We start from the raw sequence: 19,594 nt of genomic DNA, 5'->3' as shown, positions 1-19,594 counted from the left end.
GCCAGGACAAATGTCACTGGCCATCGACGGCTATTGGCTCGGGCGGCAGCGAGCCCGGCGGACGATGCGTCTGCCAGGGGCTGGCGCCGATCCCGCCGGCCGCGCGGGCGATGTTGGCGAAGGTCCGCTCGCCGCTGCCGATCGCGGCCATCTTCCGGCCTCGCTGGTGGAAGGGGCCGCGCGTAGCTGTTCAGCGCCTTCGTCATCGACAGATCCGAGCTGATGCGGACCAGCAGCACCGGCCTGGTCTCCAGCACCCGGCCCCGGGCCCTCTGCAGCATCCCCTCGAAGGTGCCATCCGCATTCACAGAGACGGCACCTCATTGATGACCAGCACGCTCACCCGGTCGGCGGTCAGGCCGCCGCGCACCATCGTCTCCAGGCAGTACGTCACCCGGCCGATAGGTCCCGCTACGCTGCCTTCGCCTTCGCCTTCGCCTTCGCCTCGACGATGGCGGTCCCTGTGGCGGTGGGCACGACACGGGTCAGCCGCAGGCCCGCGCGCTCCAGCAGCTGAGCGTGCTCCGCGCGGCTGTGCTGTCGGCCGCCAAGCGCGCACCAGCCACGACGCCACAACTGACATCCCAGCCAGGATCACAAGTGCGGCTGGAGTACCAGTGACGGTGAGGCTCTGCCTCGGTTCCCGGAGTACAAGCACCGGACGCGACGTCACCCGCACAGGGCTTCGCCGGGCCCGGTTGCGGAGGCAGCGTGCGCATCGCACGCTGCGCCTATGAACCGCACCCGAGAATTCGGCGCGCCTCCCATTCTGGTGACCGGCGCGGCGGGCAGTGTCGGCGCTGTCGGACGATCCGTGGTTGAGGGCCTTCGGCGCCGGGACCTGCCCGTTCGGGCCATGGTGCGTCGCGACGACGAGCGGGCACAGGCGCTGCGCGAGACCGGCGCCGAGGTCGTCGTCGGAGACCTGACGCACGCGGGCGACATCGCCGATGCCCTGGACGGCTGTGCACGCATGTACTTCGGCATGAGCGTGTCGGCGCAGTATCTGCAGGCTGCCGTGACGGTGGCGGCCGTCGCGCGTGCGTACGGAGGCCTGCAAGCATTCGTGAACATGTCGCAGCTGACTGTCTCCGAGATGGACCTCACCAGCACCTCCGAGTCGCTGCAACAGCGGCAGCAGTGGCTGGTGGAGCAGGTCCTCGACTGGTCGGGCCTGCCCGTCGTCCAGCTCAGGCCCACCGTCTTCATGGAGAACCCCCTGTTCAGGGCCGGCTTCTCCTCGATCGCGCAGCACGGAACCATCAGACTGCCCTTCGGCGAGGCGAAAACCTCCCCGGTGGCGGCCGGCGACGTCGCCGCGGTGGTGGAGGAGATCCTGGCCGACCCGGCCCCGCACATCGGCAGGATCTACGAGCTGACCGGCCCGCGCTCGGAGGACGTCGCCGCCATGGCGGCGGAGGTCTCCACGGCCCTGGGCCGACCGGTCGGGTACACCGACGTTCCCCTCCAGGAATGGATCGACGACGACCTCAGGCCGCTGGGGCTGCCCGACCACGCCTTCCAGCACATCACCACCATGGCTCGCCTTCACGCGGAGAACCGGTACGACCGGAAGGCAGAGGGGGTCCAGCAGGTGATCGGGCGACCTCCTTCAGGAGTGGCCGAATACGTTCGTAGGAATCCCAGGCTCTTCACCCTCTGAAGCCGCGGCCCCGGGACCTGTCCCCGAGCGGTGGACACCTCTGAGCCCGCCCCCGGCGGGGCCGCGCAGGAGGGATCTCCTACTGCCCGCCGAGCGACATCCATATCTCCGGCTTCTCCAGCGGCGCGAAGCCCACCTTGGCATAGACCGCGTGTGCGTCCGCGGTGGCCAGCATCACGCGGCGCAGTCCATAGGGTGCAAGGTGCTCGCAGACGGCAGTGACCAGGGCGTGCCCCAGGCCCTTGCCCCGGCTGTCGCGAGCGATGAAGACGTCGCACAACCACGCGAACGTGGCCTGGTCGGTGATCACGCGGGCGTAACCGACCTGAACACCGGTGGCGCTCTCGTACACCCCGAAGTTCAGCGAGTGGGCCATGGCCGCTTCCTGCTTCTCCCGGGTCCGGCCCAGGGCCCAGTACGAGTCTTCGGAAAGCCACTGGTGGATGACCGCATGGTCGAGACGGGCGGCGTCAGCGGATATGTCGTAGCCGGCTGGAAGTTCAGTGCTCATGGCCGCATACAAACAGACGAGGACGTCCCGGAGCCATCGAATAGTCCCTGGGGGCATCGACAAGCCTCATGACGATCGCTTCGGATCGGCTCGTCCAGGGGGCGGGATCGTTGAGCGCCGTTGATCGTGCAGGTCGGCTTCCGGCTTCCGCTGCTTTGGAAGGGGACGGGGATCACGGGCTGTGGTCGCGCCCGTCCCGTGGGGCGAAGGCTGCGAGGGCGTCGGCGTCGGTCGCACGAGCGTGCAGGAAGTAGTCGGCCCACTCGACGATTTCGGGGTAGGAGGAGTCCTGGCAGAGCTGGGTGGTGGCGGCCTCGATGTCGAAGTCGGTGGTGCGGAGTTCGACACCGGGGCCCAGGACGGCCCAGTGTGCTCCGGTTCTTCCGTAGGGCATCCCGATACTGCCGGGGTTGATCACAAGTCGGCCGTGGGCCAGACGGACAAACGGCATGTGGGTGTGGCCGCAGACCACGGTGCGGACGTCGGCGTCGAGTCCGTCGAAGACTTCCTTCCAGCGATCGAGGCGGGAGTCGACCAGGACCACCTCCTCGTCGTCACGAGGGGTGGCATGACAGAACAGCACCTTTCCCAGGCCCTTTACGGGCAGGGAGACCGACTGGGGCAACGAGCCGAGAAGGTCCAGGTGGTCCTCGCGAAGTTGCGCGGCTGCCCAGGGGGCGATCGGGTCGGGGATGGAGTCGCGTTGCCCTCGGCGGTATTCCACGAGTTCACGGTCGGCGTTGCCGCTGATCCAGATGACGCGGTCGCCGAGACCGGTCAGCAGGTCGAGAACCTGCGCCGGTTGCGGACCGGCGGCGATGTCGCCGATGAGCACCACGCGGTCGGCGGTGCGCACTTCTGGTTCGGCGAGCACGGCCTCCAGGGCCGGCAGCACTCCGTGGATGTCGGACAGGACGGCTACTCGGTTCAGCATGGTCACCACTGTGGGGCGAAAGCGGCCGAGAGGTGCGGCCGTTCGCCGGGCGCGTAGCTGAAGGCGGCGGGCGTGTCCGTGGTCCTCCGGGCGATGATCCGGCCATGCCCGTTCGGGGCGGGGATCAACTGTCCAACGAGAGGGCTCTCTTGGCGTGTGCCACGGATTCCTCCGAGGCGGGTCCGCCGGCGTTCTCGGTGGCCAGGGCCTGGTTGAGGGTGACGAAGGGGCGCATGCGTCGTTCGTAACGGGCATAGGCGATGCGGTGGTCGCCGTTGGCCTGGGCAAGGCAGTCGGCCAGCACGTGGGCGCCGACCAGGGCCAGGCTGGTGCCCTGACCCGAGAGAGGGGAAGGGCAGTAGCCGGCGTCTCCGAGCAGGGTCACCCGGCCCCGCGACCAATGGTCCATGCGAATCTGGGCCATGGCGTCGCAGTAGAAGTCGGGCGCCTTCCGGGCAGCCTCAGCCAGGCGGGTGCCTTCCCACCGCATCGATGCGAGCTTGTCCACGACGAACTGCCGCAGGGCGCCTCCTTCGCGGACGTCGTGGGGGAGTGGGGCGGACTCGAAGCCGAAGGCGATCCTGAGTTCGGTGTTGCCGCGTACGGGCATGATGCCGAAGCCCGTGTCGCCGTCCCGCAGCCACATCTGCCAGTCCTCCAGGGCGAGGTAGTTGGCCGAGCTGAACACCGAGAGGTAGCTGCCCAGGTGGTGCGCGAAACGCTCCTCCGGGCCGAACACCAGGCGCCGTACGGTGGAGTGGAGGCCGTCGGCCCCGACCACGAGGTCGAAGGTGCGGGAAGGCCCCTGCGCGAAGTCCACGTGCACGCCGTTCTCGTCTTCTTCGAGTGCGGTGATGCTGTCGCCGAAGAGGTACTCGACGTCTGCTCGCGTGTGCTCGTGCACGATCCGTATCAGGTCCTCGCGCAGCACCTCGATGTCCTCGCTGTCGAGCCGGCCGCTGCTGAAGGTCGCCTCGGTGGAGCGGTCGACCTCGTGGCCGTCGGGGTCGAGGATCGACATGCCGCGCATCCGGGTACGTACGCGGCTCGCCTGCTCCAGCAGGCCCATCCGGTCCACGACGTCGAGTGCGACGCCGCGGATGTCCACGGCCTGGCCGCCGGGGCGTGGGCCCGGGGCGCGTTCGACGACGGTGGGCGCGAAGCCGTGACGGCGCAGCCAGTAGGCGAGGACGGGCCCGGCGATTCCGCCTCCGGAGATGAGTGCAGTCTGCATGAGAAACGCCTACCGTGGTGCGTACGGTGTACGCACCAGAACGTACGTGGTGCACAGAGCCCCTTCAACTGGTCAAATGCCGGTCCTGTACTAGGCCAGATGACTTTCGTTCGGCATTGCCGCTGTTAGTCTCTGTCCTAGTACAGGACGGGAGGCGGTAGGACGTGACGAAGGCCACAGGTGCGGCTGGTGATCCGCCCTATCTGCGCATCGTCGCCGCGATCCGGCGGCGCATCGCGGACGGTGAACTCGCCCCCGGGGACCGAGTTCCCTCGATCCGGCAGATTGCCGGGGAATGGGGCGTCGCACTCGCCACCGCCACCAAGGCTCTGACCACCCTGCGACTGGAAGGACTTGTCGAGGCCCGACCTCGGATCGGCACGGTCGTCGCCGGAAAGACCCCCGCCGCGCCGGCCCGCAGGCGTCCGTCACCCGCCCCGGACCCCGAGCAGGAACTGAGTCTTGACCGGATCGTCCGCACGGCCATAGACATCGCCGATGCCGAAGGACTGCCTGCGCTCTCCATGCGTGGCGTTGCCGCACGGCTCGGCGTCGCCGCCATGTCGACCTACCGGTACGTCCCCAGCAAGGACGACCTCGTCCTGCTCATGGCCGACACCGCATTCGGTGAGGTGTCCTACCCCGCCGACGCCCCCGAAGAGTGGCGTTCCCGCATCGAACTGGGTGCTCGGACCTTGTGGGCGGTCTACCGCAAGCACCCGTGGCTGGCCCAGATCGGCTCTCTCACCCGCCCTCTGCTCGTGCCCAACCTGATGGTCCACGGCGAGTGGATGCTGCGAGCCCTCGATGGCCACAGGCTCGATCTCACCACACTGTTCGACATCCACGTGCTGCTCTACAGCCATGTCCAGGGCCTGGCTGTGCACCTGGAGATGGAAGCGCACGCCGAAGCGGCCACGGGGCAGTCGGAGGACCAGTGGATGGACAGCCGCGCCCCCGCCCTCCGGGAACTGGTGGAATCCGACCGCTTCCCCACCTTCGCCAAGGTGGTCGGATCCTTCGAGGACGGCTATGACCTGAACCTCGACGCTCTCTTCGCATTCGGCCTCAAAGCACTCCTGGACGGCCTGACTTCCGTAGTCGAAGGTCAGGAAGCTGTCGAGTAGACATATGAACGAGTTCATCGAGAGGCGGGCCCCCCGGCCTGCCGATCACCCGCCCCCCGGAAAACGAAAAGGTCCGCCGAGACCATCGACGGACCTTCACGAAAGATCGAGGCTAGCGAAGGGAGCGGAAGCCGGCGCGGAGTTCTTCTGTGAAGAGGCGGGGCTGCTCCCAGGCTGCGAAGTGGCCTCCCTTCGGCGGCCTGTTGTAGTAGATGAGGTGGGGGTACGCCTTTTCCACCCAGCTCTTCGGAGCCTGGTAGATCTCGTCGGGGAAGACGCTCACGGCGACCGGGAGGGAGACGCCCTTGACGCCGAAGATGGATGCCTTGCTCTCCCAGTAGAGACGGGCCGAGGAAATCGGGGTGTTCGTCAGCCAGTAGAGCGTGGCGTTGTCGAGGATGTCGTCCCGCGACAGGCCTTCGGTGTGCCCGGCGAAGACCCTGGAGATCAGCTTCAGGCTGGCTGTGTCGTGGTCGATCAGGAAGGCTGCCATTCCGACGGGCGAATCCGCCAGAGCGGCCAGTGTCTGCGGGCGGGTGCCCATCATCTGGGCGTAGGCGAGATGATGCCTGAAGAAGGATTCCAGTTCTTCGACCGCGCGCTTTTCGTCCGCCGACAGATTGGACGGAACCGGGTTGCCGGCTTGGATGGCCTTGTCGAGGGCGGGCGGAACCGCCCCGGGCATGTTGGTGTGAATGCCGATCAGTCCCGCAGGCCTCTGCACGGCCATGAAGTCTGAGATGAGTGCGCCCCAGTCGCCGCCCTGTGCCACATAGCGCTTGTATCCGAGGCGCTTCATCAGTTCTGCCCAGGCGCGTGCAATGCGCTCGGGGTTCCAGCCGGTGGTGGTCGGTTTGCCGGAGAATCCGTAGCCCGGCATCGAGGGAATCACCAGATGGAAAGCGTCCGATGCCGTCCCGCCGTGTGCCGTGGGATTGGTGAGCGGCTCGATGATCTTCATCTGCTCGATGATCGAACCGGGCCATCCATGCGTGACGATCAACGGGAGAGCGTTCTTGTGCTTCGAGCGGACGTGGAGGAAGTGAATGTCCAGCCCGTCGATCCGGGTGATGAAGTTCGGTACGGCGTTCAGCTTCGCCTCGACCTTGCGCCAGTCGTAGTCCGACGCCCAGTAGCGTGCGAGTGCCTGAACCGTAGCGAGTTGAGTGCCCTGCGACTGATCCGCGACGGTCTCCTTGTCGGGCCAGCGTGTGGCCAGGACGCGCCGACGGAGATCGGCCAGATCCTTCTCCGGGTAATGGACGGAGAAGGGGCGGATGGTCCCGTCCGCTGACGGATCGGTGTCACTTCCCGAGGGGGCACCTCGGGCTTCGGTTGCCTGAGCCCAGGGCGTGAACATGCCGAAGGATCCGGCGACTGCTCCGGCTGTCACGGCGGCCGAGGTGGAGAGAAAATCCCGCCGAGAGTACGGGGAACATATTTCCGACATGGTGAATCCTCCTGGGTGTTCGGCTTGCATCGTGTGGAGGTGAGGCGGGTGGGGGTGACGATGGGATCCGAATGCCCGGCCGGGGCAGGTTGAGGGGAGGAGACGAGTTCGAGTGTTTGTATGGCCGAGTTGCGGCGTCAGTGTTGAACGGCATCTCGGAGGCGGATTCCGCTTGGCGGAAACCGTTTTTCTCCGTCTCGTGGACCCGTGTGTGCAGCCTCGTTGGAGGAGGTCCTGTGCCGTCGGGCGGACTCGTCACGCCTCGGAAATTACGACCTTGAGCAGGTGGAGTGCCGGCTATACGGAAGCGACGGACATGTGGAGGACCTCCTTGCCGTGCGAACGAGGGCGGCGGTTGTCGATACCGGGTTCACCTGCGTTTCGACGCCGGTGAGTGGGTCGCCCGATGAGTGCCTGCCACCCAGTCGCTCTCAATGCCTTCATCATGGAGCCGGCCTGTCACCCTGGCAATCCGACATGTGACTCAAAGTGATCGGCGGTGAGGTGTTGAATTTCTGGCCTGCCGATTCAGCCGGGTGATCAACCTCCTCGGGCCGGGACCTGGTGTCGGCGGTCGGCCCGGCGCCGGGGGCGGCGCGATCACGGTCGGCTCCCCACGGCAGTCTCCACCGCACCCAGCGCCTCCGTCAGGCTGCGACCCGCGTGGAGCCAGGTCCAGGCATGCTGCTCACGTGAGTAACGGCGGGGGACCGCCTCGACGAGCATGATCAGGTAGAGATAGCAGCGGTACAGGTTCAGGCGCAGACGCATGGAGTCGGTGAACCCGGTCTCCCCGCGTGGCCTCGCGTACCCGGCCAGGAAGGCATCGTCCCGCTCGATGTCGTCGAACAGGGCGAGAGAGACGAACTCGGCGACTGGGTCGCCCCAGAACATGCGCTCCCCGTCGATGACGCCGCCGATGGTCCGGACGCCGGGCGCGCCGTCGAGCAGCAGGTTGCCGGGCTACAGGTCGAAGTGGACGAGCGCGGGCCGGGTGACGTGGTCCAGCACGCCCGCCGCAGATGCGAGCACCCTGCGCACGGCGGTCACGGGGCGCGGGAGGCGTGCGTCGTAGCGCTCGGCGTCGACGAGGACGGCGTCCGTCATCGCGGTGAAGGCCTGCCGCCAGGTCGGCGCGAGAGGCCCGAACGGACGGGAGGGGTACCCGAATCCGTCCCCGGTCACGGCGTGCAGCCGTGCGACAGTCTCGCCCAACTCCGTGCGTAGTCGTGTGCGTTCGCCTGGCTCCAGGCAGGCGTCGACTTCGCTCCACGGGGTCCCGGGACACTCCGTCATGACGAGGCTCGACACGACCGGGCGGTCGTCGGCGAGTGCCGTATGTACCACCCGCGGTACCGGTGCCCCGGGGGCCTCGGCCGCGGCCCGGTAGTACACGCACTCGCCGCGCAGCAGGTCGTGTTCGTACGAAAGGGCCGAGATGCCTTCGTCGGCGGGCGGGAGTTTCACCACCCAGCGCCGGCCGTCGCGCAGAGCCACTCGCACCAGAGTGTTGTACGTGCCTCCCGCCAGCGGCGTGCATTCCACGACGTCCTCGACGGTGACTGAGACAGCGGCCAGCGCGCCGGCCACCGACGGGTCCAGGGGCAGATTCACGGATACTCCTTGTCGAAAACAGGGGTGGTGCCGATTCGTGCCGGGCCGTGCGGTGCATCCGCTCCATGGTGGCGATCCTGGGCCGGGCCGCCGCGAGCTGTGCACCCCAGTGTTCCGCCCCCTTCGGAACGGGACCACGCGTGACCGGGCCGCGACGGGGCGCGTTCGCTGCTGCCGATGAGGGAGAAGGGCTCGATCCTGGAAGTGGGACGCCCACCTGCAACGCATCTTCGCATTGCGGGAACGGTCTCGACCGAGGTTCGTCCTTCCGCCAAGGGAGCCGTCCGGTGATCACATCAGTTCGTCTGCCAGACAGGCATCTGTCACGCTCGGCCAAACCGGGGCCCCCGCGCGAGGCGCCCAAGCCGTCGGCGCCTTCGCCGGGACCTTCCTGGTCCCGTTGGCTGCTGCCCGTCGCCGCGTTGATCCTGCTGCTCGTGGTGCTGATGCGGGCTCCCTCCCCGCAGGGGGGCACGTCGCTGTCGTACAGCGACTTCGTCGGCAAGGTGGACGTCGGCCAGGTCAAGACGGTTGACATCGACGACAAGGGCGCGATCAAGGGAACCCTCAAGGACGGCAAGACATTCACCACGCGGATACCCACCGCATTGGGCAACAGCAGCCTGGAGCAGCAGCTGCAGTCCAAGCATGTGGAGATCACCGCGTCCCGGAGCAGCGGCGGCAGCCCCCTCGGGACACTGCTGGCGCTGTTCCTGCCGCTGCTGTTGATCGTCGGTCTGTTCATGTGGACCGGCCGCCAGGCGGCAAGGACACTGGGCGGGGGGCTCAGCGCCATCGGGCGGGCCCGCACCAAGATCATCGAGACCGAGCGGCCGACCACCCGCTTCGAGGACGTCGCGGGCTACGAGGGCGTCAAGCAGGAGATCAGTGAGATCGTCGACTTCCTGCGCAACCCCGAGCGCTACGCGGTCGCGGGAGCCAAGGGACCGCGTGGGGTGATCATGGTGGGCCCGCCAGGCACCGGCAAGACCCTCATCGCCCGCGCGGTGGCCGGTGAGGCGGAGGTTCCGTTCCTGTCCGTGACCGGCTCGGCCTTCGTGGAGATGTTCGTCGGTGTCGGGGCCTCCCGGGTGCGCGACCTCTTCGCAGACGCGCGCAAACGGGCCCCCTCGATCATCTTCATCGACGAGATCGACGCGGTCGGCAGCCGTCGTGGCGCGGCTACCCGGATGGGCGGCAACGACGAACGCGAGCAGACCCTCAACCAGCTCCTCGCCGAGATGGACGGCTTCGACCAGAGCAGCGGCATCGTCGTGCTGGCGGCGACCAACCGGCCCGAGGCCCTGGACCCGGCGCTGCTGCGCCCCGGCCGCTTCGACCGGCACGTCACCGTGCCCCTGCCCAACCAGGCCGAACGGGCGGCCATCCTGGCCGTCCACGCCCGCGGCAAGACCCTGGCACCGGACGTCGACTGGGACACCGTTGCCCGGGCCACGCCCGGCTTCTCCGGCGCCGACCTTGCCAATCTGGTCAACGAGGCCGCCATCAACGCCGTCCGGGCAGGGGGCGCCGTCATCGACGCCCAAGGGCTCGGCGAGGCCCGCGACCGGCTGCTGCTGGGGCGGCGGGAGTCCACCAACGCCCTGCTGCCCGAGGAGCGGCACGCCGTGGCCGTCCACGAATCCGGACACGCGCTCATGGCGGCCCTGTGCGAGCACGCCGACCCGGTCGCCAAGGTCACCATTCTGCCCGCCGGGCCCTCGCTGGGTGCCACCGAGCAGCTCCCTGAGGCCGAACGGCACCTGTACAGCGAGGGCTATCTGACCGATCTGCTGACCGTCCGGCTCGGCGGCCGCGCGGCCGAACTGGTCGTCTTCGGCGAGGGCTCGACCGGTGCCGCCGACGACCTGGCCGGCGCCACCCAGCTCGCCGCACGGATGGTTCGCGAGTTCGGCTTGTCCCCGGCCCTCGGCCCCATCGGATACGGCTCCGGGGCCTCCCGCTACCTCGGTGGCGAAAGTGCCGAGGACTCTCTGCACCGGCCCTATTCCGAGCAGACCCAACGCATCGTCGACGAGGAGACCGCCCGCCTGCTGCGGGAGGCCGAGGAACGTGCGGTGGCTCTGCTGAGCGACCACCGGGAGGCGCTGCACACCCTTGCCGCACTGCTCACCACCCGCGAGACCGTCGATGGCTCCGTGGTCCTCGACGTACTCCGACGCCAACAGCGGCCGGAGGACGGTGACCACACCGCGGAGGAGGGCAAGCCGACGCCCTCGCCGTGACGCCGTGGCGGGCCCGGCAGAAAAGAAGGAGGCGGTCATGGAGGAGCATCAGCCGGTGGCGGACCACGATGAGCCGGCGGTCATGGAGCGGACGGTCGCCGTCGTGATGTGCACCGCTGTGGTCACGATCGATGTCGAAGAAACCGTGCTCGTGGCCTGGGAGTTGCTGGAGCGATCCGGCTCCCGTCATCTCCCGGTCGTGCATCCGGACGGTCGCTGTGCCGGCCTGCTGGACAGGGCCGACGTGGCGGTCGCCTGTGCGGCACCGGCCGCCTCGCTGTCCGGCGTGCGCGTGGGCGACCTCCTGCCGGTCCGCAGGCCGGCGCGTGTCCAGGTCGAGCAGACCGTACGCCACGCAGCCGAACTCATGAGCTGTACCGAAGCCGACGCCCTGCCGGTGCTGGAGGAAGACGGACGTCTCGCCGGGGTGCTCACCGCATCCGACATCGTCGCGGCCCTCGCCGGCCGTCCGGTGCAGAAGCAACCCGCCGACACGCGGCCGCGGGCCACGTCCACGGTGTTGCCCGGGCTCCCGCCTCGGCCGGACTACCGCGGAACGGCGGTGCCCTGAGCGGCCACCACCCGTCTGCGGAGCGCCTACCGAGGAGACCTGGCAGGGCTGTCCTGGTGTCACCCGACATCGGCGTCAGGTCCGTCCGGGCCTGCGCGCACGCCATGACCGTGTGACTTCCTTCGACGACGCTCGTTCCTGGTCCTACGACTCTTCGACGACGGCTCCGGCTTCGGTTCCGGACGCTCCGAGAGGGATGTCGTGCAAGCTCCGCAAGGGCGAGAAGAACAGCCACAGGCCCGCGCAGCAACCACCGATGACGGCGATCCACAAGGTCGTCCGGACGCCGAGGGCGGTGGCGAGCCCGCCACCGGCCAGGCCGCCCAGCGGAAGGGTGCCCCAGGTGATCCAGCGTGCGGCGGCGCTGACCCGGCCGAGCATCTCCGGTGGGCAGGCGGCCTGGCGGTAACTGGTCAGCGAAATGCCCGCGACAGTGGAGGAGAAGGTCCACGAGATCCAGCCGAGGCCGAACAGCAGCACCCACCAGCCGGATCCGGCCATGGGGATCAGCAGCCCGGGCAGCGACAGCACGGTCATCGAGATCCAGCTGATCCGCGCGGATCCGAACGTGGCGGCGAGGTGGCGCGCCGCCACGCCGCCCGCCACCCCGCCGACGGCTCCCAGCGCGAGGAGCAGACCGACCAGTCCGGGGCGCAGGTGCAGCGTGCGGATCAGGAAAACCGGGCCGAGGGTCTCCACGATGATGACGAAGAAGTTGGCGCTGCCGGTGAACGCCACCGAGTTCCGCAGGATGGGATCGCGGACGACGTGGTCGAGCCCTTCACGGATCTGCGACCGCAGCGTGGGCCGCGGGCCGGTTTCGGTCCGGGGCCGAAGGGGCTCGGGGGAGCGGATCGCCGTCAGCGTGCTCGCCGACAAGGCGAAGGAGACCGCATCCGCCGCCATCGCCCCCGCGGCGCCGACCAGCGTCACCAGCCCCGCGCCCGTACTGGGCCCGGCGACCTGCGCGACCGACCGGGAGGTGGCGAGCTTACCGTTGCCGTCCAGGAGTTGGTGGTGTTCGAGAACCACAGGCAGGTAGGCCTGGTAGGCGACCGCGAAGAACACCGAGAGCACGCTGGAGGCCAGCGCGACGGCGTAGAGCTGGGCGATCGTCAGGGCTCCGGCGGCGTGGGTGAGCGGAACAGAGCCGATCACCAGGAACAGTGCAACATCGCACCAGATCATCAGCCGCCGTTTGGCGACCCGGTCCACCACGGCCCCGGCCGGCAGAGCCACCAGGAGGTACGCACTCGTCTCCGCCGCAGCCAACAGCCCGACCTGTAGCGCGGAGGCATCCAGCAGCACGACCGCGACCAACGGGAGGGCGAGAACGGTAATCTGCGACCCCATCTCGTTGACCGTCTGGCCGCTCCATAACAGCAGGAATGCGCGGTTGTGCCAGATCGAGGCACGTTGTCCCTTGTCATCGGCCATCCGTCGGATGGTTTCATCGGCTCCTACTCATGTCCATGCCCTCCCCGGCCACAGACAACTTCGCTGTCCCGTCAGTCGTGACGCGTTTTCTCACTGAGTGGGCATCAGGTGTGCCGCGGGCGACCGTCGCGAGTGCCCGGCCCTCGAACGGACACTCGCGTCATGGAGCGGGTGAGGGACCGCGATCCGCGTCGGACACCACACGCATGCCCAGCCCGCGCACCCGGTAGATGCACGTGTCGTCGCCCCACAGCGACGCGTCCGCCCTCGCGTAGGGCCCCCGCGCGTCCGTGCCGCTCTCCACGATGTCCAGGTCCACCCGGATCAGCCGGTTGGCCGGGGTGATCTGGCCGCGGTACGTCCAGGCCATCTCGCGGCCGGGCAGCACCGGCTCGAACCGGGGGTGTGGAATGCCGTCCGCCGCGCCGCTCTCGAGCAGGTGGTACTGGAGCAGCTGACACATGGCCTCGACTCCCAACGATCCCGGCTGCACCGGGTCCTGGAAGAAATGGGCCCGGAAGAACCACTCGTCCGCGACCACGTCCTTCTCCGACCGCAGCCGCCCGAGCCCCCTGCTGCCCCCGTCCGGCCAGGAACCGGTGATCCGGTCGAGCATCAGCAGCATGGGGCCCGGCAGTCGTGGCTGCCCGGCGCAGTAACGAGCGGGCCGGGCGGTCAGATCGACCACCCGGTCGCAGGGCTCGTCGAGACGGGCCCGGGCCTCGGCCGACGTCGTGAGGCCCTGCTGGTGTTCGAAGGCCGAGGGCGGGAAGTAGCCGAAGACCGTGGAGAGTTCGAACAGCGGCACGCCATCGGCCGTGCACCTCACCCGGAACGACTCGATGATCACGTCGGCGCTCTGCGAGACACGCGTCAGTTCGGCATGGGTGCGGATCGTACCCGTCACCGGAGTGACCTCACCGGTGACGGTTCCCGTCCCGTCGAGGTTGCGGAACAGCAGATCCGTGTCGGTGGTCAGCGCGCTGCCCACGTAGGAGGCCAGCCACCCGCAGGGTTGCAGAGCGATCTCCATCAGGACCGCGAACGGCATCGTACGGCCGCCGCTCTGCTCGAAGTACCAGGCCCGCTCGGGCACGTCGTACTCCGCGACGACACTGCTGCCCTCCCGCATACCGCCCTGCGGACCGTCCACCGAGACGATCCGGCTCATGAAGTGGTACGGGGGACCGGGAAGCCGGGCGACCCTGCGGGTGCTGTCGAAGGGCACGTACGCGGTACCGAACGCCTCACTCGGTCTGCCCCAGGCACACGCCAGCAACGAGGCGTAGTCGAAGGGGAGTCCATCGGCCGCCGTCGCCACCGCCTTCCTCTCCCGGTGCCCGGCCAGCCCGCCGAGCATCGGGAGCGGCACCGGCCTGCCGGTGCCCTGTACGACGGGCGGGCCCGAGTGCCGCCAGTGCGACAGCGGCCAGGCGGGTACGAGCCGCAGCGCGACGTCCCGGCCCAGGAACGCTCGCGCCCCGTCCACCGAGCCCAGCACATCGGCGTACAGCGTCGGCACCGGCCCGGCCGAGACACCGCGCACGAACACCTCGTAGACGACCCGCCGGCCGGCCGGAGTCGCCTGGCCGCGGCACATCGCCGTGCAGGGGTGACCGCTGACGGGCTCGAACCGCCAGCCGTCCCGGTCCACGGTGTAGCCCATGGCGGTCAGATAGAACGCCATCGCCTGGAGACCGCACTGGAGCATCAGGGTGCCCGGCATACACGGGTCGTTCTTGAAGTGCCCGGCGAAGAACCAGTCGTCCGGCGACAGCGGGGTCTCGGCCCGCAGGTAGCCGCGGCCCCACGGCCCTCCGGCCGGGTCGAACGCGGTCACCTCGTGGAGCAACCGCAGTGTGCCGTCGTCGAGCCGGGGTGAGCGGACATGGGCCGCCGTCGCCTCCCAGCCGGGGCCGAAGCAGTCCGCCGGCCGCCCCTGGGCCAGGGCCCGCACCTGGTCCTCGTCGAAGCGGGTGCGTCCGCAGCGCACTGCGGGCGGATCGAGCGGGAGGTCGTCGCCGGGCGGCCGCTCGGCGGGATCCCACCGCACACCGCCGCTGCCGGCGAGCTCCTCGGGGGTGAAGAAACCGGCCTGGCCCTCACGGATGCTGAGCCGGAGTTCGCCGTCCACGTAACAGTCGTAGTGGAAGAAGGACAGCCGGATGCCTTCGTGCTCCGCGTGGCCGTCGATGTGGATCTCGTAGCGCAGGGTGTCGCCCGCCACCGGCGGGCTGCCGTGGAACGTCACCTCGCAGCCCAGCAGCCGGTAGGCGCGCTTCCCCCGGTTGAGGAGGTCCACGCCCAGCCAGCTGAGCAGGAGCAGATCCGCCTGGCCCGCCTCGATCAGGAGGCCGGCCGGCATACGTCCGGTGGAGTCCAGGTACCAGCTGTCGGGCCGGACATCGGTCTCCGTCCACATCCTGCCGTCGGTGCGCACCGGGCCGGGCGCGGCGAGCGCCGCCGGCACGGCGTCGATACCGGTGACCCGGTCCGCGAACAGCAGCGGCGGCCCGGGCAGTCGCGTCTGCACCGCGTACCCGTCCTGTTCGGCGAACCGTGGGCCGAACAGTGTGGAGATCTCCCGGGAGGCGAGATGTTCCAACTGGGCGCGGTCGAACTTCGGCCCCGGCCTCAGGGGTGGTGCGGGCGCTGCTTCCGGTGGGGGAGCGGGCAGGAGCGCCGAGCGCGGCGTGGGTGGTACGTGGACCGGGGGCGGCCCGGTGCTCGGACGCGGTACAGGGGGCCTCGGGGTCTGTACCGGATCGGGGACGGTGCTCCGCAGCGCGGTGACGGCGAGAGCGGACAGCCGCAGGAATCGCTGATGGGCCTCGGTGTGCCCGGCGGTGATCTCCTGGTGCAGCGCGGCGACCCGTCGGCTCTGCCGCAGGACTGCGGCGCGGGCTCCCAACCGCGGTTCACGCCCGTCGGTGCCGGTCGCCCGGACGTCGGGCCGGGCACGCGGCCCCGCAGTACCGGGGCGGGGTACGGCAGGGTTGTCCGGTGCTTCGGACCGGTCGGGCTCCCGGTCCGGTACCGGCGCCAGTTCGGGGGCCCTGGGCAGGGTCACCAGGGCCGGCTCCAGTGGCGGCAGACAGGGAGGCGCGGGCAGGGGAACGGTGACGGTGGGCCCGGGACGCGAGAGCTCCGTGGCGGCTTCCGCGAGCTGGGAGAACAACGCGTCGGCGTGTACCGGCACGCCCGCGACGACGAGTTCGGCCACCGCCAGGCAGGGCTGCCGCAGCCGGGTGTCGCCCGGCGCGTCGAGTGCGACGGCCACATGGTCCCGGTCGCCGAGTACCCGCTTGATCCAGCCGGTGCACAGCTTGCGCGGCCCGTGCTCCACGAAGACCCGGACACCGTCGGCCCACGCCTGCTCGACCGTGGCCGCGAAGTCGATCGTGTGAAGTCCCTGCGCGGTGAGCGCCTCGGCGGCCCGCTCGGCCGTCGGCCGGTACGCCTGCCCGGTGGCCCCGCTGTAGAACCGTACACCGGGCACGTCGACGGTCGGACGATGGTGGACCGCACGCCATAGCTCTCGGATATCCGCCAACTCCGGTGCGTGGGCGGCCATGTCGTAGTCGAGCTCGATCGCGCGGTCGGCGCCGATCCGGGCCACGACGGCCGCACACGCCCGGGACTCGCCGCCGATGACACAGACTCCGGGCGCGTTCAACGCCATCAGATGGACGGCGACCTCGGCCGCGAGCTCCGCGCGGACTGCCTCCAGGGGCGCACTGACCAGATAGCTCGACCAGCGGCGGCCCTCGATACCCAGACGCTCCCAGTGGCGCCGCACCGCCCGGAGTTCACCGGTGAGTTCGGTCGTGAACAGACCGCTGTCCCGGGTGGCGTCGTACAGCCCTGCCGCGTCCGGCCAGGCACCCAGCGCCACCAGGGCGGCCGACTCGCCCGAGGAGTACCCGAGGGCGGCGTCCGGCCGGAGCCCGAGCACCTCCCGGGTGAACACGGTGTGGTGGACGGCGAGTTCGGAGGCGCCCCAGATCTGGTCCAGTACTCCGTGCCCCGCGCCGGACCGCAGTCGTGCACCGATCGCCCCGTGCCTGGCACGGACGGCCTCGCCCAGCGACGGCAACGCGAGCAACAGTTCGTGGCCCATGGCCGGGTACGCCGCCGAGCCGTTGGTGTACACGAACGCGGTCTGCCCCGTGACCGGCCGGTCACGGTACAGCACACCGGCCGGACGGGCCCCGCCCTCGGCCAGCCAGCGGCGGGCGGCCTCCTTGTGGCCCGGCAACGCGTCGTCGTCGGCCACGAGCGCCAGCCGGGCCGGTCCGGCGTCGGACTCCGTACCGGACTCCAGCGCGGCCAGCACCGCCCGGCGGTCGGCCCCGGAGAAGACGTGCAGGCGCGGAGCCGGGCCCCGCAGCCACGGCCGGGCGTCCCCCGCGCGCAGCCGGACACTCGCGGGGGGCCCTTCCAGCGTGGTCACCGCGGCCATCGCGGTGTGCGCGACGGCCGCGGTGTCCGCAGAACGGCCCGGACACGGCACGGCGCGGTGCTGGAGCGAGAGCGCCGCGACCGCGACGGAGACCAGCCCGTACGCGGCGTGGGCGCGCCCGAACGCCGACGCCGGGTCGAACACCGCGTCAGGGCCGTCCCCGATGACCACGTCGGGTGCGTCGGCGCTGTCCTCGTCGAGCAGGGCGACGACGGTGTCGCCGTCCCTGCGCGCGGAGTCCACGGACTTGAGGACCAGGACGACCGCGGCGTCTCCCGGTTCGTCCTCGCGGCCGAGTTCCCGCTGGGCGGCCTGGTGCACCGCCTCGCAGGACAGGTCGGTGGCACCGACCAGTGCCGCGTCGACCTCCCCCGACCGGACGGCCCGGGCCGCGAGTTCCAGCGCCACCAGCCCGGACGCCTCTTCCGCCGAGACCGCGAAACCCGGTCCCGCCAGGTCGAGTTGGGTACTGATCCGGTTCGCCACCAGGTTCGGCAGGGTGCCCACCACCCCCTCCGCGGTCATGGGCGGAAGGAATGCGTCCCGGGCGAGGTCCGCCGACTCGGGCGTGGCGGCAAGCCCGGCCTGCTCCAGCCAGTGCGGAACCCTCCAGCGGGCACCCGCCCGGGCCACCTCGGGGTCCACCCCCATGCCGATGATCACCATGGTCCGCTCCCGGGGCAGGGACACCGACCGGACGGCCTCCCGGGCGGCCTCCAGCACCAGGAGCTGATGGCGCACCGTTCGCTCCAGGGCCAGCGGCGGGAAGCACAGGTCCCTCAGTTCCACGGCGATCCCGGCCGCGGGGCCACGTCGCTCACCGCCCAGCACCGCCCGCCGGAAGTCCTCCGTACCGGTCCCGTCGCCGACCCGGGCGCCGAGGGCGACGATCGCCACCGGCGTACGGCCGCCCGGCGACGGGCGCACCCGATTCTGGGCCGGTACGGTGGCGGCCGGGCGGACCGGCCGCGACACGGCGGACACCGGGGCACCGTCCGGCAGGTCCACCACCAGATGGGCGTTGGTCCCGCCGAACCCGAACGCGCTCACCGCCGCCCGGCGCGGCCCGGACCACGGTTCCGGCGCGGTCAGCACCCGCAACGGCGTACCCGCCAGCGCCTCCAGCGGCCGTTCCGCGCCGAGCGTCGCCGGACGGACCCCCGCACGCAGCGCGCCGAGCACCTTCAGCAGCCCGGCCACACCTGCCGAGGCCAGCAGGTGCCCGACGTTCGACTTCACCGAACCGATGGGCACGTCGTCACCGGCCCCGAAGACCCGGGCCATGCCGCGCGCCTCCACCGCGTCCCCGACCGGCGTCCCCGTCGCATGGCACTCGACGAGCGACACGGTCCCGGGCGCGACGCCCGCCGCGTCGTACGCCAGACGCATGGCCCGGACCTGGCCCTCCTCCGACGGGCTGATCAGCCCGCTGCCGCGCCCGTCGTTGGACAACCCGACCCCCCGGATCACCCCGAGGACGGGCAGACGGGCGGCGTGGACCTCGGACAGCCGCATCAGGGCGACGAACCCGGCGCCCTCACCGGGCACCAGCCCGTCCGCGTCCCGGTGGAAGGGCCGGCTGCGCCCCGTGCGGCTCGCCGCGGACAGCCCGCAGAAGCCGACGTGCAGATAGAGAGGGTCCGCCCGGCTGACCGCACCGGCCACCATCAGGTCCGCCGTGCCGTCGTGCAGCCGGTCGCACGCCAGCTTGACGGCGTACAGCGACGACGCGCAGGCGGCGTCGAGGGACCAGGCGCCCGCGCCCAGCCCGAGGGCCCGGGCCGCGAGCCGGGCGGGCAGCCCGGACGAGAAGCGATTGCGGGCGTCGGGCCGCTGCCGGCGCCCTCCCGTCAGCAAGGCGTCACGGAGCGAGGGCCGCTGGGCGGACAGCCAGACGTGCTCGGCCAGAGCCGCCCCCGTGGGCGTGGGATAGGACAGGTTTCCCAGTACCAGCCCCGCGCGCGGCAGAGGGCCCTCGCGGCCCGCCTCCCTGAGCGCCTGCCGGACGCCGTGCATGACCCAGTGGAAGAGCGGGTCCAGCGACAGGATCCGCTCCGGGGCGATGCGGAACCCACTCGGGTCGAAGACGGACTCGAACCCCCGTACGTACCCGCCGGCATCGGTCCAGGTGCGGTCGAGGTGATCCTCCACCGAGCCCATGGCCCAGTGGCGCGGCAGCCGCCACCGGTCCTCGGGGATGGCCGACAGGCTGGTGCGGCCGGCGGCGATGTTGTCCCAGAACGTGTCCGGATCGAGCGCGTCGGGCAGCACACAGCCCCGGCCGACGACGGCGATCGGTTCGAATTCCATGCAGGTCTCACTTCACGGCAGGGCAGGGCAGGGAT

At 70.2% G+C, this 19,594-nt stretch carries 11 protein-coding genes and 2 pseudogenes; 4 read left to right on the top strand and 9 right to left on the bottom strand.

Annotation, left to right across the window (positions count from 1 at the left end):
• Window positions 1-70: 70 nt before the first annotated feature.
• Together AB0L71_RS30600 and AB0L71_RS30595 are read right to left on the bottom strand one after the other, a co-directional pair.
• Window positions 71-349, bottom strand: a pseudogene (locus tag AB0L71_RS30600) (hypothetical protein); the annotation flags it as partial.
• A 62-nt stretch (window positions 350-411) separates the two neighbouring features.
• Entirely contained in the window at window positions 412-576 is a 165-nt protein-coding gene (locus AB0L71_RS30595; protein WP_365249240.1) for a hypothetical protein, read from the bottom strand.
• A gap of 157 nt (window positions 577-733) precedes the next feature.
• On the opposite strand from AB0L71_RS30595, the gene AB0L71_RS30590 reads away from it, so the two are divergent.
• Entirely contained in the window at window positions 734-1,663 is a 930-nt protein-coding gene (locus AB0L71_RS30590; RefSeq protein ID WP_365249237.1) for an NAD(P)H-binding protein, read from the top strand.
• A 79-nt stretch (window positions 1,664-1,742) separates the two neighbouring features.
• Here AB0L71_RS30590 and AB0L71_RS30585 read toward each other — a convergent pair whose 3' ends face one another.
• From AB0L71_RS30585 to AB0L71_RS30575, 3 genes are all read right to left on the bottom strand, one after another.
• On the bottom strand, window positions 1,743-2,174 hold the full coding sequence (locus AB0L71_RS30585; protein ID WP_365249234.1) for a GNAT family N-acetyltransferase: 432 nt from the start codon (window positions 2,172-2,174) through the stop codon (window positions 1,743-1,745).
• A gap of 172 nt (window positions 2,175-2,346) precedes the next feature.
• Complete coding sequence (locus tag AB0L71_RS30580) at window positions 2,347-3,108, bottom strand: metallophosphoesterase family protein (RefSeq protein ID WP_365249231.1); 762 nt, start codon at window positions 3,106-3,108, stop codon at window positions 2,347-2,349.
• A gap of 124 nt (window positions 3,109-3,232) precedes the next feature.
• Complete coding sequence (locus AB0L71_RS30575) at window positions 3,233-4,342, bottom strand: FAD-dependent monooxygenase (RefSeq protein ID WP_365249228.1); 1,110 nt, start codon at window positions 4,340-4,342, stop codon at window positions 3,233-3,235.
• 164 nt (window positions 4,343-4,506) lie between these two features.
• On the opposite strand from AB0L71_RS30575, the gene AB0L71_RS30570 reads away from it, so the two are divergent.
• Window positions 4,507-5,469 (top strand): TetR/AcrR family transcriptional regulator C-terminal domain-containing protein, encoded by a 963-nt coding sequence (locus AB0L71_RS30570; protein ID WP_365249225.1) that lies wholly within the window; start codon window positions 4,507-4,509, stop codon window positions 5,467-5,469.
• 112 nt (window positions 5,470-5,581) lie between these two features.
• On the opposite strand, the gene AB0L71_RS30565 is transcribed toward AB0L71_RS30570, so the two are convergent.
• A complete protein-coding gene (locus AB0L71_RS30565; protein ID WP_365249222.1) occupies window positions 5,582-6,949 on the bottom strand; it encodes an epoxide hydrolase in 1,368 nt (455 codons plus the stop codon).
• 570 nt (window positions 6,950-7,519) lie between these two features.
• Window positions 7,520-8,509: pseudogene (locus AB0L71_RS30560) on the bottom strand (aminoglycoside phosphotransferase family protein).
• A 311-nt stretch (window positions 8,510-8,820) separates the two neighbouring features.
• Between AB0L71_RS30560 and ftsH the strand changes: the two are divergent.
• Together ftsH and AB0L71_RS30550 are read left to right on the top strand one after the other, a co-directional pair.
• A complete protein-coding gene (ftsH, locus tag AB0L71_RS30555) occupies window positions 8,821-10,779 on the top strand; it encodes an ATP-dependent zinc metalloprotease FtsH (protein ID WP_365249219.1) in 1,959 nt (652 codons plus the stop codon).
• Window positions 10,780-10,816: 37 nt separating this feature from the next.
• Window positions 10,817-11,350: a CBS domain-containing protein gene (locus tag AB0L71_RS30550; protein WP_365249216.1), complete on the top strand. Its 534-nt coding sequence runs from the start codon at window positions 10,817-10,819 to the stop codon at window positions 11,348-11,350.
• Between the two features lie 144 nt (window positions 11,351-11,494).
• Here the strand turns inward: AB0L71_RS30550 and AB0L71_RS30545 are convergent, their stop codons facing one another.
• Both AB0L71_RS30545 and AB0L71_RS30540 read right to left on the bottom strand, forming a co-directional pair.
• The gene (locus AB0L71_RS30545; RefSeq protein WP_365249213.1) at window positions 11,495-12,787 is read right to left on the bottom strand and encodes an MFS transporter; all 1,293 of its coding nucleotides are present in this window, start codon (window positions 12,785-12,787) and stop codon (window positions 11,495-11,497) included.
• 160 nt (window positions 12,788-12,947) lie between these two features.
• Complete coding sequence (locus tag AB0L71_RS30540) at window positions 12,948-19,559, bottom strand: beta-ketoacyl synthase N-terminal-like domain-containing protein (RefSeq protein ID WP_365249210.1); 6,612 nt, start codon at window positions 19,557-19,559, stop codon at window positions 12,948-12,950.
• Between the last annotated feature and the right edge of the window lie 35 nt (window positions 19,560-19,594).

The sequence above is a fragment of the Streptomyces sp. NPDC052052 genome (assembly GCF_040680455.1).
In the GTDB taxonomy this organism is placed as follows: Bacteria; Actinomycetota; Actinomycetes; order Streptomycetales; family Streptomycetaceae; genus Streptomyces.
Note: the sequence above shows the minus strand (reverse complement) of the source record. Positions and strands in the feature narration are given on the sequence as shown.